The following is a 15,508-nucleotide window of genomic DNA, read 5'->3' on the forward strand; positions in this document are numbered from 1 at the left end:
CAGGGCCAACCGCCAGCGCCTGCCGCTAGCGAAGTTGTGTCCGGTATTGCGCCGGCGTGGCGGCATGTGCAGCGCGGAAGCAGGCGGTGAAATGGCTCTGGCTGCTGAAGCCGCAATCTTCGGCAATCCGCGATATCGGCTGACTGGTGGTAGCGAGAAACTTGCGCGCCTGCTCCAGGCGTGCCGCCATCACGTAGCTATGCACCGGCACGCCGAGGGCTTCATGAAACAGCCGGCGGAAATGCGCAATGCTGACCCCGGCCAAACCGGCCAGCTGTTGTGCCGAGAGATCCTCGGCCAGATGCTCGCGGATATACGGCAGGACTTTCTGCAAGCGCTGAAAGTGCACATGCCGGGGCAGCAGCGCCGTGGTTGCCGGCGTCGTCAATGCGCGGTACGTCTGCTCCAGCATCACATCGGCGAGTTTCTCCATGAAACGCTCATCGGCCGCACTGCCCTTCTGCAACTCGTTGAGCAATTGCAGAGCTATCGAACCGACCAGCGTGTCGCTGAACTGAAGCGGCTGCGTTGACTTCGCGGTGAGGCTGGTGAACCGCTCGATCGGCAATCCCGGCTGAGTAGAGAAATAAAACACCGCAAAGTCGGTAACCCCGTTGTAGTGCCAGTGCGTGGGGCAATTGCGTGGAATCAGCAGTGACTGACTGGGCAGGTTCTCCGAACGCCAGTTGCCCTGCTCACCTTCCTGCACCCGCGCCCCGCCGAACTGGGTGACCAGCCCGATACCGTCCAGCCCGCTGACCGAACGATCAACGCCGTTGAGCAGATAGCGTTCGACTTGCAACGGAATTTCTCCGCCAATCGAGCCCTCGAGAATGGGTAGGCTGCCCAGTTCTTTCCGCGTATTTTGCCAGCTGTCCACGAGTCATCCTCATGATCGGATTTTGATAAATATACGCTCAGCAGATGAAAGTTGCCTGCCTCAGTCCCACCCAGAATGGTGCGGACATTTGCCAGGCCCTGACCAATAACTTTCCGAGGAGCATGCTGCCATGAACCTGTCTCAAGAACTGAAACTGCCTGAAGTCGGTCTGACCGGCTTTGAAACCCCGCTCAATGCAGACGAACAGGCGATTCAGGCCAGTGCACATCGCTTCGCCAGGGAAGTCCTGCGCCCACTGGGCCGTGAACTGGACAAGATGACCGCCGAGCAGGTGATCGCTCCCGGCTCGCCCTATTACAGCGTATTTGCCGAAGCAGCCAAGCTCGGCCTGGACTCCGACCTGCTGGCACAGCTGCCACCGGACATGGCAGTGCGTGTCGAGTCGATGATCGGCGAGGAAATGGGCTGGGGTGATGCCGGTCTGGCGATTTCGCTGGGCGCTGCCGGCTTCCCGCTGGAAATGGCCAAGGCCGTCGGCAACCAGGAGCTGATCGAATTGTGCACCGGCAAGATCGGTTGCTGGATGATCACCCACCCGGACAAGGGCAGTGATGTCACCGTCTACGACATCAAGCGTGACTGGCCGAGCGGCGCCCAGGGCAACAAAGGCAACATGTTGGCCAAGGTCGGCAAGGACGAAATCATCATCAATGGCCAGTGCTCGGCCTGGGTCTCCAACGGTGCCGTGGCACAGGTGGCGCTGGGTTATCTGGGCGCCGACTACGGAAACGGTTTCTTCGACGCCGATGGCCGCCCGCATGGGGTTGCCGTAATCATTCCGCTGGACCTGCCCGGTGTATCCAGGGGCAAGCCGCTGGACAAACTGGGCCAGCGCTCGCTGCCCCAGGGTGAAATCTACTTCGACAATGTCAAGCTGCCAAAGCGCTTCGCCGTGGCCCTGCAGGATGAGTACTACGGCAACCATACCTCGGCCTGGTCGTATGCCGGCACCCATATGGGCCAGACCTTTACCGGTGTCGCCCGCGCCGCCTTCGAGCTGGCCCTGCAGTACTGCCACGAACGCAAACAAGGCGGCCAGCTGCTGATCGACCACCAGCTCACGCGCTTCCGCCTCGGCGACATGCTGCGCCGGGTGGAGCTGTGCCGTGGCGTGGCCCGCCGCTCGCTGGCCTATGCCCGGCAGACGCCCCATGGGCATGCCTACGCCACCGCTTCGGCGAAAGTTACCGTTACCCAGGAATGCATGCAGGTGGTTGATGAGGCCCTGCAACTGTTTGGCGGTGCCGGCCTGTCACGCGAGTACGCCATCGAAAAAATCTACCGCGATGCACGCGCCGCGCTGGTCGAAGACGGTGAAAACCGCGTGCTGACCATGCGTCTGGGCATGCTCGCCCAGCAGCTGTATGCCGAAGGCTGGTCGCAGAACTGATTGACCAGCAACCGATTACCCACCAACCGAACCGAACAATTCGAGGGCAAATAAAATGGCCAAGTACCCCGTAGTTGTATATGGCGCCAGTGGCTACACCGGCATGCTCACCATGGACTGGCTGATTGACCAGAACATCCCCTTCACCTGCGTTGCACGTAACGCCAAGCGCACCGAGGAGATGATGGCGCAGCGCGTGGTGCGCCTGGAAAGTGCCACCTATGAAATCATCGAGTGCGAACATAACGTCGAATCGCTGATCAAGGCCTTCAAGGGCGCGAAAGTGGTGTGCAACACCGTGGGGCCGTTCATCAACTTCGGCGCGGCGACCGTGGAAGCTGCGCTCAAGGCCGGTTGTCACCACCTGGACACCACCGGTGAGCAGCTCTACATGCGCAACGTACGCGCCGAATTCGGCGAAGATTATCGCCAGGCCGGACTGTTGCTCGCACCCTCCACTTCCTACATGTACACCTTTGCCGAAATCGCCGCCGAACTGGCGCTGGAAGTCGAAGGCATCGACGCGCTGGAAACCGCCACCATCGGCCGTGGCCCGCGCACCGGCGCAGCTGGCGTGACTGTCGGCTCGACCGCCTCGATCTTCGAGCTGGCGCGTAGCCAGCAGTGCTACCTGTGGGAAAACCAGCTGGTGGATCACCCGATCACTGCGTCTTTCAATGTGGTGACCCCGGAGTTCATGCAGCCGGTGTTCTCGCTGCCCTGGGGCGGTACTTCGCTGCCGATCTTCTATGAAACCGACCCGCGCGTGCGTTCGTGCATTTCCAGCGTCGGCTTCTACGACAACAACGTGATGCAGATGGTCCACGGCTTCACCCAGAAGTGGGAAGCCGAGTACAAGCATCTGTCCACTGAACAGCAGAACGCCATCATCAAGGGCATAGTCGATTCCACCACACCGTCGATGCCGCCACGCGAGCGCACCACCATCCAGCGTTCGGTGGACTTCGCCATCGGTCGCGGCAACCTGGCTGCCGTGCGCGCCACCGTGCATGGCGTGACGCCGTATATTTCCACCGGCGCGCTGCAGGTTGCCACTGCGATCAAGCTGCTGGATGGCGAGACCAGCAAGGTCGGTTTTGCTTCGGCTTGCAAGGCCATGGGCCATCGCTACCTGCTCGGCTTCCTCGAACAGCGCGGCCTGGCTCGTGCCACGGTTACGCCGCTGTAAGCGGACTTAACTTAGGGTGGGCGTAGGGTGGGCTTCAGCCCACCAAGGTACTTGCGCCGAAATGTGGTGGGCTGAAGCCCACCCTACATCCCTACGCCACTACGCCGCCCTACCAATCACTGAGCGAGTACAACCCGATGGCCATCATTGATTTCTTTGACCGTGGCTGGCGCAGCAACCCCAAGGGCGCCGCATACATTCAGGACGAGCGCGAGTACAGCTTCAACGAAGTGGGTGAGCTTTCCTGCCGGATTGCCAACGCCCTGCTTGCGCAAGGCCTGCCCAAGGAAACCAAAGGTGCCGTCTGGGCGCTGAACGATGTCACCGCCTGGACCTGCACCCTGGGCCTGTGGCGCGCCAATATGTGCTGGCTGCCGGTCGGCGCACGCAACGCTGCCGAAGAGAACCACTACGTACTGGATGCCTTCGACTGCGAAATCCTGTTTTTCCAGAAATACTTCGCCAGCGTGATTGCCGAACTGCAACCACGCCTGCCAAAAATCAAGCACTGGATCTGCATCGATGGTGAAGCACCGGAAGTCGCCGGTGCGGTTTCGCTGCAAGCCTGGAGCAAGGATCAGCCATGCACCTCGCCGATGGTCAGCGTCGACATGGACGACATGGTCATGCTCTCCGCCACCGGCGGCACCACGGGTATGCCGAAGGGTGTGATGAACACCCACCGCAGCGCCCAGACCTTCTGCGCGCACTTCCTGTTCGGCTGCCCTTACGGCTCCGAGGAGCACGTGGTCAATCTGGCCGCTGCCCCCATGACCCACACGGCCGGTTTGCTGTCGCTGCCCTGTACTTCGCGCGGTGGCACCGTGGTGGTGGTCACCAGGCCCGACCCGGCCCTGCTGCTTGCTGCGATTCCGCAATACAAGGTCACCGAGATGTTCCTGCCGCCGACGGTGATCTACCGCCTGCTGGATATTCCGGACTTGAACAGGAAGGTCGACTTCTCCTCGCTCAAGTACTTCATGTACGGCGCCGCGCCGATGTCGGTGGAGAAACTCAAGCAAGCCATCGAAGTGATCGGCCCGGTGATGATGGGCGGCTATGGCCAGACCGAATGCCCGGCATCGATTGCCTACCTGCCACCGGATGCACACTTCGTCGGCGGCAAGGTCGCCAGCGATGCTCGCCTGTCCTCGGTCGGCAAGCCCAACCCGCTGATCCGCGTGGAGATCATGGACGACGACAAGCGGATTCTCGCCCAGGGCGAAACCGGCGAGATCTGCGTGCGTGGCGACCTGCTGATGCGCGGCTACTACAAGGCCCCGGACAAGACCGCCGAAACCATCATCGACGGCTGGCTGCACACCGGCGATATCGGCCATATCGATGCCGAGGGCTATCTGCACATCACCGACCGCAAGAAGGACATGATCATCAGCGGTGGTTTCAACGTCTATCCCAGCGAAGTTGAACAGGTGCTCTGGGCCCACCCGGCGGTACAGGACTGCGCGGTGATCGGCGTGCCCGATGCCCAGTGGGGCGAAGCGGTGAAAGCGGTGGTCGAGCTGAATGCCGGCCAGAGCGTCAGCGCCGCAGCGCTGATCGCCCTGTGCAAAGACAAGCTAGGCTCGGTGAAAGCGCCGAAGAGCGTCGACTTTATCGACACCCTGCCGCGCAGCCCGGTGGGCAAGGTACTGAAAAAGGACCTGCGTCAGCAGTACTGGAACGATGCACAGCGCAAGATCTGATAGCGCAGCAAATCATGACCCATGGGAGTTGCTAAAGGCCTGACAGCTCGCGCCGAGGGCAAAGCTCCCACAAGCCAGTTTTTATGAGGAATCACCATGTTCAACAATAAAGTAGTCGTTATCACCGGTGCCGGTTCGGGCATTGGCCGCGCACTGGCAATCCAGCTGGCCATTGCCGGCGCCAGACTGGCGCTGTCCGACGTCAACCAGGCCGGACTGGATGAAACCCTGCAACTGCTGCCCAGCGGCTGCACGGCCAAGGGCTACAAACTGGACGTGTCGTCCTGGGAGGCCTTTCAGGCACACGCCGAACAAGTCAAAACGGATTTCGGCACGGCCCATTACATCATCAACAATGCCGGTGCCACCGTCATCGGTACCGTTGCCCACACCTCGATTGAAGAATTCGAGTGGCAGCTGGGCATCAACATGTGGGGCGTGCTGTATGGCACCAAAGCCTTCCTGCCGATGATGCTCGAGCAACGCGAAGGCTGCATCGTGAATATCTCCAGCGTGTTTGGCCTGCTGGGGTTTCCGACCCAGGGCGCCTACAACATGTCCAAGTTTGCCGTGCGCGGGCTGACCGAGTGCCTGTGGCAGGAACTCGATGGCACTGGCGTCAGTGCGATCTGCGTACACCCGGGCGGCATCAAGACCAACATCGAAAAGGCCGGGCGCCGGGTCAAGGCTGCCGGTGCAGAAGAGTCAACCTTCTCCTCCCAGGCCGACAAGACGCTGACCACGCTGCCGGAAGATTGCGCTGCAGACATCATCAACGGCATGCGCAAGGGCCACAAACGCATCATCACCGGCAACAAATCCACCACCATGTTCTGGCTGGGCCGACTGTTCCCCAACAGCTATCCGGCCATTCTCAAGCGCTTTTTATAAGGTCCGCCGGCCAGGCTATCGCCTGCAGAAAAGGAACGCCCATGAGCAGCCGCTACAGCAAGCAATTGTTCACCTCTGCAGCCGTGTTCAATTTCCTCGCCTGCGCCATCCTGTATGCCGTGTTGTTCTGGCGCTTTTACCTGCAGCAGGAAATCCCTGCAGGCAACCAAACCACCCACCCCTGAATGCAGCTCTGTGCATCGGGTTTCAGGAGTTCGACCATGAGCAACATCTACATCGCCGGTATCGCCATGACTGTATTCGGCCGCCATCTCGAGCGCAGCCTGGATGATCTGGCGGGCGAAGCCCTGCAAGGCGCTCTCAAGGATGCCAACTGCCAGATCAGCGACCTCGGCGCAGCCTTTTACGCCGGCATGACCAACGGTCCGCTGCAGGGCCAGATATCCATTCCCGGTCAGGTGGTGATGAGCAAGATCGGCATTTCCGGGATTCCGGTCTACAACGTCGAGAATGCCTGCGCCTCCGGCAGCACCGCTTTCAACCTGGCGGTGCAGTGCCTCAAGGCCGGCACCACCGATGTGGCGCTGGCCATCGGCGCGGAAAAGATGAACATCGCGGACAAGGCCAAGGCCTTCTCGATTTTTGAAGGTGGCTGGGATGTTTCGCGCGCCGAAGAAAACTACCAGACCCTGGTCAAGATGGGCGAAGGCATCACGCCACCACCCGGCACCCAGTCGGACAAGCCGTTCAGCAAGTTCATGGAAATCTACGCGGCGCTGTGCCGTTTCCACATGAAGACCTACGGCACCACCCAGCGGCAGATCGCGGCGGTCTGCGCGAAGAACCACACCCACTCGGTGCACAACCCGTTCTCGCAGTTCCGCAAGCCGTTCAGCATCGATGAAGTGCTGGCTGCGCCGCCGATCACCTACCCGATCACCCTGCCGATGTGCGCGCCGCTGTCCGATGGTTCGGCGGCGGCCATTCTCTGCACCGAAGAAGGTCTCAAGCGCATCGGCGCCGACCAGCGCCGCTGCATCAAGGTCGCCGCCAGCGTGATCCGCAGTTTCAGTCATCGTGGCCTCGACCAGCCCGAGTTGAACATCGGTCGTCTGGCGGCCAATCAGGCCTATGAAATCGCCGGCCTTGGACCCGACGACATGCACGTGGCCGAAGTGCACGATGCCTCGGCCATGGGCGAAATCATCCAGGCGGAAAACCTCGGCCTGGTCGAGCTAGGCATGGGCGGCCCGGCGGCCGAGCGTGGCGAGTTCACCCTCGGCGGGCGCATGCCGATCAACACCTCCGGCGGCCTGGAGTCCAAGGGCCATCCACTGGGTGCCACCGGTATCGGTCAGCTGTTCGAGCTGGTCACCCAGCTGCGTGGTGAAGCCGGGCCGCGTCAGGTCGAGGGCGCCCGGCATGCCATTCAGGAAAACGGTGGTGGTCTGCAGGGCATCGAAGAGGCAGCGCTGGCAATTCACATTCTCAGCAAATGAGTGGCTGTGTGCTCTGGCCGCAACAATAGCTGCGGCCAGAGCCATGAACTCCTGACCATTTGCTGCAGATCAACACGGTGTTCCCGCAGGTAAATTCAGATGTCATGAGGGACAGGTTGTGCAACTCGGGGCATCAGCAACTCTGGAGGTACTGCCGTCGGAGATGTCTGGTCAGCAGCGCACCTGAAAAATGTCCCGACTCCGATGCAGCCACTTTCGTTCAACGCAAAAAGGAGAAACCCATGCTTCGTAAAGCAATCACGCTGATCACTCTGGCAAGTGCCTGTCTCGGCGCCGGCAATGTCGTCGCGGCCGAGCGCAAGCCGATACCGATTCCCGGCGAACCCGAGATGATGACCTTTGACAACCTGCGCGCGGTGCAGTACTGCGAAATGTGGCTGTTCAAGGGCACTCCGGAAACCGGTATTGCCGGTGTCTACTTCAACACCAGTAACCTGAACAACAGCGCGGACAAGCTGGACACCTGCCCGCCGGCCCTGTTCGACAAGATCACCGTCGAGTCTCTGGTCGCAAGCTATGACGTGATCGCGGCCTACAAGAACGGCCTGCGCGGCTGGACGTTTGACTCGGCGACCATTCCGGTTGGCCCGGTCGTGAGCTTTGAAGGGCTCGAGACCCGCTGGTGGGGTCAGGGTAAGCTGCCCAAGGGCGTGGGTCTGAAGGCCGCGCACCTGCAGCCCTATCAGGAGGTCAAGTCCCACCGGAAATCGACCTTCACCTATCACAAAGGCAAGCCGGTGTTCATTCTGCAAGATCCCGAGGGTACGCCCTGGGTGATGCAGGCTTTCGGCAAGATGGTCGATCCCGATCTGACCTACGAGTCTCTCGCCGAGCTCGGCGGCAAGCTGAAGCCGCCTGCCGGCTGGAAGTACCGGGTTGCCGTTCTCGACAAGGAGTTGATCATATCGACGCCGCAAGGCTACAACTGGATCGTGCAGGACGAGTTGCAGAACACCTATGACGCCTGCAAGGAAGAGGCCTGCAACTTCAATCCTTGAGGCCACGGACCAGCAGCAATGAAAAACCCGCTTCGGCGGGTTTTTCGTTAGCGTGGTTGCAAGCCGCAGTTGCCGTGAGCCTGACCCGCTGCCCGGCCTCAGGCGTCAATCAGGCGCTCGACACCGCGCCTCAGCAGCGCAGCCAGCTCTTCCCGGGAACGCTGCACACACGCCGGTCTGGCGCTGCCCGCCGTAAACCAGCTGCCCAGTACCAGCGTCAGCGCTTGCAGGCTGGTGTCGTGGCATTGCTGCACGTCCCATTGCGGGTGCATCTCCCCGAGCAGCTGCTGGATAAACTGCAGCAGCGTCTGGAACCACTCCTCGCGCGCTGCACCCAAAGCGGCATTGCGCTGGGAAAACGCCGATATTTCAAAGTAGAACACCGCGTCCACCCTGCGCAGGTTGTCGAAATGGATCTCGGTCCATTCGAGCAGACGCTCACGCGGATCTCTGTCTGTTTCAGCCAGCTTGTCGTTCAGCACGACCTTCCAGCGCTCGATGGCGGTGATAAAAAATGCCTCGAGCAAGTCCTCTTTGGTCTTGAAGTAATGCCGCACAGCACTCTGCGTGACTTTGGCACGATCGGCGATAGCCTGCTGCGACGCTGCGGTTGGCCCATCGCTGATGATCAGTTCATAGGTTGCATCGAGTATCGCCTGCAGGGTTTTGCGCCCTTTTGCATAGCGTGCCCGATCCAGAAAGCTGTTCTTTACATCTGCCATGTCTGTATCCGGAAAATTATTGAAGCAGGTACGGTTATTCTAGCGAGAAATCCTGCCTGACAGGCTGTTTCCGGCAAAGCATTTTACCTGCCGGCCAACCCGCAGCAGCAGGCTTGCCGGGCCAGGTCTGCGGGGCGTTGAGGCGGGTCTCGAGCTTATGCACCTGGCTGGTGGCAGCCTGGTTTTTTGCAATGCATGCAGCGACTGCCGCTGCGAGCAATCCATGACGGCGCTGCAGCCTCAGCAGCAGGCCAAAGTTCAATCTTCCTGTCGCAAGCCTCCTCCCGCCTGGATGTTTCAAGCAGGTTACAACCGGGACAAAGTCAGAGCGGATAAGACCAAGGGAGGGTGCACGGCAATCAACCCGTGTTAGCGTTAGACTGCTCATTCAACTATGGATCGGGGGGAGTCATGCGGCGTGTCGTGTTCAATCAGAAGGGCGGAGTAGGCAAATCCAGTATTGTCTGCAATCTGGCTGCCATCAGCGCCGCCTCCGGCTTCCGTACCCTGGTGGTCGATCTGGACGCGCAGGCCAATGCCACCCAGTATCTGACCGGCCTGACCGGTGCCGATGTACCGCTGGGGATTGCCGACTTTTTCAAACTCACGCTGGATCCGGGTCCGGCAGATAAAAAGCCGCGGGCGAATATCCATCACACCCCGTTCCAGAATCTGCACCTGATTGCCGCCTCGGCCGAACTGCGCGACCTGCAGCCCAAGCTGGAAGTGCGTTACAAGGTGCAGAAGCTCGGCAAACTGCTCAAGCGCCTGGCCGGCGACTACGACCGCATCTACCTGGACACCCCGCCGGGGCTGAATTTCTACAGCCTGTCGGCGCTGATTGCTGCCGATCGCTGCCTGATCCCGTTCGACTGCGACAGCTTCTCGCGGCAAACCCTGTATGCCGTACTGCGCGAAATCGAGGAGATTCAGGAAGACCACAACGAGAAGCTGATACTCGAAGGCATCATCGTCAACCAGCTGCAATCGGGCACCTCCTTGCCGCTCAAGCTGCTGGAAGAATTGCGCAGCGAAGGTTTGCCACTGTTGCCGACCTATCTGATGAGTTCGGTGAAAATGCGCGAGTCGCATTCGGCCTGCCTGCCGCTGATCCATCTGGACCCGAATCACAAGCTGACCCGGCAATTCCAGGCACTCTTCGATCTGCTCGAATGTTGAGTCTGCTGAACCGGCAGGGACATTAAAGTGCTATGACCTCGTTAACTGTTGGGCAAAACACGTAGGGTGGGCTTCAGCCCACCAAAGCAGTTGCACGGAGGTTCGGTGGGCTGAAGCCCACCCTGCCGGAACATGGTTTTACAGCAGCCCGCGGCCCGCACTCTTCACTGGTAATCAACAAAACAATAAAAAAGGCAGCCAAGCATGAACGACCACGCCACCCTCTCCCGCCGCACCCCTCGCCGCTTCTGGGGCTGGGGCAACGTCGACAGCCAGCTCGATGCCCGCGAACAGGCCACGGTAAAAGCCCTGACCGGCATGCTCGGTGCGCGCTTCGAAGAGCGCCCGACGCCGCAAGTCAGCGAGTTCGATCTGCCGGCGCCGCGTATTGCGCCACCGCCAGCACTGGCTGCGCAGTTTTCCGCCAGCCCGCTGGACCGCCTCAATCACAGCGCCGGCAAGAGTTACGCCGATCTGGCCCGCATGTGGTTGCGCCAGGCGCCGGCCGCGCCGGACTGGGTGGCTTTCCCCGAGGATGAGCAGGCGGTGATCGACATCCTCGACTGGGCCCAGACCAGCAATGTCGCGGTGATTCCCTACGGCGGCGGCAGCAGTGTCTGCGGCGGTGTCGAGGCGGCGGTCGGCGAAGGCTATGCCGGTGCGATTTCGCTGGACATGGAGCGCCTGAACCGGGTGCTTGAAGTCGATCCCGTCAGCCGTGCCGCACGCATCCAGGCCGGCGCCCTCGGCCCGGAACTGGAAGCCCAGCTCAAGCCGCATCAACTGACCTTGCGCCACTTCCCGCAGAGCTTCGAGTTCTCCACCCTCGGCGGCTGGATCGTTACCCGCGCCGGCGGCCACTACGCCACCCAGCACACGCATATCGACGACTTCGTCGAAGCCACGCGCATGGTTACCCCCAGCGGTGTACTGCAGACCCGCCGTCTGCCCGGCTCGGGTGCCGGGCCGGCACCGGACCGGCTGGTGCTCGGCTCCGAAGGCACCCTCGGCGTGCTCACCGAAGCCTGGATGCGCCTGCAGTCACCGCCGCGTTTTCGCGCCTCGGCCTCGCTGCAGTTCGATGACTACCTGAAGGCTGCCGAGTGCGTGCGGGTACTCGCGCAATCCGGCCTCAATCCGAGTAACTGCCGGCTGCTCGATCCGCTGGAAACCCTGTTCTCCGGCGTCGGTGACGGACTCAAGGCGGTGCTGGTGCTGGCCTTCGAGTCTGCCGACCACCCGCTGCAGGCGTGGATGGCGCGGGCACTGGAGCTGGCAAGGGATTATGGTGGCAGCTACGACGCGGCCGCCGTCGAGCGTTCGATGGCCGCGCAGGACAGCAGCGAGCACCGCAGCGGCGCCGCCGGGGCCTGGCGCGATGCCTTTCTGCGCATGCCTTACTGGCGTGATCCGGCGGTGGGTCTGGGGGTGATCATGGACACCTTCGAAACCGCGATCACCTGGGAGCGCTTCGCCGACTTCTACCGCAGTGTCAAAACCGACATGGCGCGCGCCATCAAGCAGGCCACCGGTCAGGAGATTCAGGTTTCCTGCCGCCTGACCCATGTCTACCCCGATGGCCCGGCGCCCTACTTCACCCTCGCCACCCGCTCTGCCGATGGCACGGTTGCCAGTGCGCTGGCTGCCTGGCGAGAGATCAAGCAGGCCGCCAACGAATCGGTGATCAGCCACGGCGGCACCATCACCCACCACCATGCGGTCGGCCGTGATCACCGCAGCGGCTATGAGCGTGAAGTCGATCCGCTGTTCCGCCGCATGCTGGCCGCCGCCAAGCAGACAGTCGACCCGCAGGGCATTCTCAACCCCGGCGTGCTCTACGATCCGCTGCACCGGCCGATCGGCATTACCGGCGCACTGACGCGCTGAATGCTCGACGCAGGGTGAACTAATCAGTGGGAGCATCGCCCCCGGCGCGAGTTTTTTGACATGCTTGAAAGCTCCTGCGCGGCGAGTCGCCACTGCCACAAAAACACCCGGCACAACCGGCTATTGCGCCGACCGCTTGGCCCGGACTAATCAGTTGGAGCGTCGCCCTCGGCGCGAGTTTTTGACTTGCTTGAAAGCTCCTGCGCGGCGAGTCGCCACTCCCACAAAAACACCCGGCACAACCGGCTATTGCGCCGACCGCTTGGCCGGCGGACTAATCAGTGGGAGCGTCGCCCTCGGCGCGAGTTTTTTGACATGCTTGAAAGCTCCTTCGCGGCGAGTCGCCTCTGCCACAAAAACACCCGGCACATCCGGCTATTGCACGGGGCAATTAAACAGGGTTCGCCCTACGGCGAGACAAACCGCTGGAGAAACTCGAGCTGATCGGTGATCACTGCCGCGAAGCCCTGGCCGGCATAGATATCAAAATGGCCGAGCTGATAGAGCTTCACTTCGCCTTTGGCGATCTTCGCCGCGTGTTTCAGGCTGGCCCCGGCCGGAGCCACCGAATCCGTTGCACAGATGCATAGCAGGCTGGGTACGCTGGAAGCCCGGGCAATGCGTCCGGGTGCATGCAGGAAAATGCCCAGCACCACCCGCGCTGCCACCTCGTTGCGAAACGCCAGCCCCTTGGGTACCAGGCCCAGATAACCGCTTTTGGCATCGGGTGTATTCATCATCGCCAGCTCACCCGGTGCGGCGGCCAACGGCACATAGATTGGCTGACGGCCGCACAGCGCACCCAGTGCATCCGCCATGGCCAATGCACTGAGCTGCAACGAGGTCTTGATATCGATGGCCAGCGCCGAAGCCACACCATCGGTAAACGGACATTGGGCAATCACCGCCTTGACCTGCGGATTACGCGTACCAGCCACCAGCACATGACCGCCACCGAAGGAGCTGCCCCACAGTGCCATGCGGCTGCCATCCACCGCCGGCAGGTTGCGGGCATGGTCAATCGCTGCCTGCCAGTCGGCCAGTTGCTTGCCGATATCGAGCAGTTGCCGCGGCTCGCCGTCACTGGCACCAAAGTGCCGGTAATCGAACACCAGACAGGCATAGCCTGCGGCAACAAAGCGCTGCGCATAGGCTTCCAGGCCCATTTCCTTGATGGCGCCGAGACCGTGGGCCATGACGATCACCGGCGGCTTGCCGGTGCCGCTGGCTGCCGGCAGAAACAGCCAGCCGCGGCAGGTCTGGCCGGATGATTCGAAAGCAATATCCTGACGCTTGAGCATGGATCGAACCTCGATGACCGCATGGGATTTTCATACTGACAGGCATGAGGCTTTTTTACACTTGCCATAATCCGCCAGCCCCGCCTCCACTGCAGCCCTGGCGTCTGCAACCTGGACCAAAAGCAGGCCATGTGCCTGACAAGCATCTAGACTTCAGGCTGGCAGTCGCCGCCTCCCGGCCCGGGAGTTCTGCAATTCATCAATAACCGAACCAAGGTATACCCCCATGGACGCACAAAACTTTGACTACGACTGGCTGGTTATCGGATCCGGCTTTGGCGGCAGCGTTTCCGCCCTGCGCCTTGCCGAGAAAGGTTATCAGGTGGCGGTACTGGAACGTGGCCGGCGCTTTAAGGATGAAGACTTTGCCGAGAGCTCCTGGCAGCTCGGACGCTTCCTCTGGGCGCCGCTGCTTGGTCTCAAAGGCATCTTCCGCCTGACCCCATTCCGCGATGTATTCATTGCCAGCGGCTCCGGAGTGGGCGGTGGCAGTCTGGTGTATGCCAACACCCTGTATCGCGCCAAAGCGGAATTCTTCGAGAACGCGCAATGGAATGACATCGACCAATGGTCTGAACTGTTGCAGCCGCACTATACGACCGCCGAGAAGATGCTCGGGGTGCAGACCGTCCCGTTCGATTCACCCAATCAGCAGCTGATCAAGGAAGTCGCCAGACACTTCGGCCATGAGGACAGCTTCAGCCGCACCCCCTGTGCGGTGTTTTTCGGCGAGCCGGGCAAGACCGTCGCCGACCCCTACTTTGATGGCGAGGGCCCCGAGCGTACCGGCTGCACCCGCTGCGGTGCGTGCATGGTCGGCTGCCGCGTCGGTGCCAAGAACATCCTGGTGAAGAACTACCTGTGGTTTGCGGAAAAGCGCGGGGTCAGCATCCTGCCCGAGCGCCAGGTGGTCGATGTCCGACCACTTGGCGCGGTGGATGGCAGTGACGGTTACGAAGTGTTCACCGAGCGCCCCGGGGCCTGGTTCGACAAACAGCCGCAACGCTTCACCGCCCGTGGCGTGGTGTTTTCCGCCGGCGCACTGGGCACCAACAGCCTGCTGGCCAACTGCAAGCATGGCGGTTCGCTGCCGCGCATCAGCAACCAGCTGGGTGAACTGGTGCGCACCAACAGTGAATCGATCCTCGCGGTCAAGCTGCCGGATGATCGCCAGACCTGGAACGACGTGGCCATCAGCAGCAGCATCCATGTGGATGCCGACACCCATATCGAGTTTGTCACCTATGGCCGCAAGGGTGACTTCATGTCGCTGATCTACACCATTCTGGTTGGCGAGGGCACACGCCTGACACGGCCGCTGATGTGGCTTGGCGGTTTGCTGCGGCACCCGCTGCGCGCTCTGAAGACGCTCTGGCCGGTCGGTTGGGGCAGCCGTACGGTGATCTTTCTGGTGATGCAGGCACTCGACAATGCGATCGCCTTCAAGGCCAAAAAGCGTCTGTTTGGTCGCGGCTACCGCCTGACCACCGCGCAGAATCTGGACAAACCCAACCCGACCTTTATTGCCGCCGGCAATGCGGCAGCCGCCTGGCTGGCCGAACATACCGGCGGCATTGCCCAGAGCAGTACCCTGGAAGCGATCGCCGACATCCCGACTACCGCCCACCTGCTGGGTGGTGCCGTGATCGCCAGGAATGCCAAGGAAGGTGTGATCGACCGCAACCTGCAGGTATTCGGTTACCAGAACCTGCTGGTCTGCGACGGCTCGGCGATACCGGCCAACCCGGGGGTAAACCCTTCGCTGACCATCACCGCGCTGGCCGAGCATGCCATGGCGCAGATACCGCCAGCGCCGAAAGCCGGTTGAGGCCGGAGCCGGAGCCGGGGCGGCAGGCTCAGAAC

Annotated in this window: 13 protein-coding genes; 10 read left to right on the plus strand and 3 right to left on the minus strand. The window is 61.5% G+C overall.

Annotated features, from left to right (window positions below):
* Positions 1-25: 25 nt before the first annotated feature.
* A complete protein-coding gene (locus BLT89_RS08530) occupies positions 26-880 on the minus strand; it encodes a helix-turn-helix domain-containing protein (RefSeq protein WP_090194205.1) in 855 nt (284 codons plus the stop codon).
* 130 nt (positions 881-1,010) lie between these two features.
* Between BLT89_RS08530 and BLT89_RS08535 the strand changes: the two genes are divergently transcribed.
* The 7 genes from BLT89_RS08535 to BLT89_RS08560 all read left to right on the plus strand — a co-directional run bounded on the left by BLT89_RS08535 (position 1,011) and on the right by BLT89_RS08560 (position 8,556).
* Complete coding sequence (locus BLT89_RS08535; RefSeq protein WP_090194206.1) at positions 1,011-2,291, plus strand: acyl-CoA dehydrogenase family protein; 1,281 nt, start codon at positions 1,011-1,013, stop codon at positions 2,289-2,291.
* A gap of 55 nt (positions 2,292-2,346) precedes the next feature.
* Positions 2,347-3,480, plus strand: coding sequence for a saccharopine dehydrogenase family protein (locus tag BLT89_RS08540; protein ID WP_090194208.1), 1,134 nt, complete (start codon positions 2,347-2,349; stop codon positions 3,478-3,480).
* A 137-nt stretch (positions 3,481-3,617) separates the two neighbouring features.
* A complete protein-coding gene (locus BLT89_RS08545; RefSeq protein ID WP_090194209.1) occupies positions 3,618-5,186 on the plus strand; it encodes a class I adenylate-forming enzyme family protein in 1,569 nt (522 codons plus the stop codon).
* 96 nt (positions 5,187-5,282) lie between these two features.
* Positions 5,283-6,077 (plus strand): SDR family NAD(P)-dependent oxidoreductase, encoded by a 795-nt coding sequence (locus BLT89_RS08550; protein ID WP_090194211.1) that lies wholly within the window; start codon positions 5,283-5,285, stop codon positions 6,075-6,077.
* A 41-nt stretch (positions 6,078-6,118) separates the two neighbouring features.
* Complete coding sequence (locus BLT89_RS17630; protein WP_157718827.1) at positions 6,119-6,262, plus strand: hypothetical protein; 144 nt, start codon at positions 6,119-6,121, stop codon at positions 6,260-6,262.
* Positions 6,263-6,298: 36 nt separating this feature from the next.
* Complete coding sequence (locus BLT89_RS08555) at positions 6,299-7,537, plus strand: thiolase family protein (protein WP_090194212.1); 1,239 nt, start codon at positions 6,299-6,301, stop codon at positions 7,535-7,537.
* Positions 7,538-7,779: 242 nt separating this feature from the next.
* Positions 7,780-8,556, plus strand: coding sequence for a hypothetical protein (locus tag BLT89_RS08560; protein WP_090194214.1), 777 nt, complete (start codon positions 7,780-7,782; stop codon positions 8,554-8,556).
* A gap of 98 nt (positions 8,557-8,654) precedes the next feature.
* Here the strand turns inward: BLT89_RS08560 and BLT89_RS08565 are convergent, their stop codons facing one another.
* Positions 8,655-9,278, minus strand: coding sequence for a TetR/AcrR family transcriptional regulator (locus BLT89_RS08565; protein WP_090194216.1), 624 nt, complete (start codon positions 9,276-9,278; stop codon positions 8,655-8,657).
* Between the two features lie 411 nt (positions 9,279-9,689).
* Here BLT89_RS08565 and BLT89_RS08575 point away from each other — a divergent pair, with 411 nt between their 5' ends.
* The gene (locus BLT89_RS08575; RefSeq protein ID WP_090194220.1) at positions 9,690-10,457 is read left to right on the plus strand and encodes a ParA family protein; all 768 of its coding nucleotides are present in this window, start codon (positions 9,690-9,692) and stop codon (positions 10,455-10,457) included.
* Between the two features lie 204 nt (positions 10,458-10,661).
* Positions 10,662-12,344 (plus strand): FAD-binding oxidoreductase, encoded by a 1,683-nt coding sequence (locus tag BLT89_RS08580; protein ID WP_090194222.1) that lies wholly within the window; start codon positions 10,662-10,664, stop codon positions 12,342-12,344.
* Positions 12,345-12,751: 407 nt separating this feature from the next.
* Here BLT89_RS08580 and BLT89_RS08585 read toward each other — a convergent pair whose 3' ends face one another.
* The gene (locus BLT89_RS08585) at positions 12,752-13,645 is read right to left on the minus strand and encodes an alpha/beta hydrolase (RefSeq protein WP_090194223.1); all 894 of its coding nucleotides are present in this window, start codon (positions 13,643-13,645) and stop codon (positions 12,752-12,754) included.
* Positions 13,646-13,871: 226 nt separating this feature from the next.
* Between BLT89_RS08585 and BLT89_RS08590 the strand changes: the two genes are divergently transcribed.
* A complete protein-coding gene (locus BLT89_RS08590; protein ID WP_090194224.1) occupies positions 13,872-15,473 on the plus strand; it encodes a GMC family oxidoreductase in 1,602 nt (533 codons plus the stop codon).
* The last annotated feature ends 35 nt before the right edge of the window (positions 15,474-15,508 follow it).

Origin of the sequence: Pseudomonas pohangensis (assembly GCF_900105995.1) — a bacterium.
GTDB classification, from domain to species: Bacteria; Pseudomonadota; Gammaproteobacteria; order Pseudomonadales; family Pseudomonadaceae; genus Aquipseudomonas; species Aquipseudomonas pohangensis.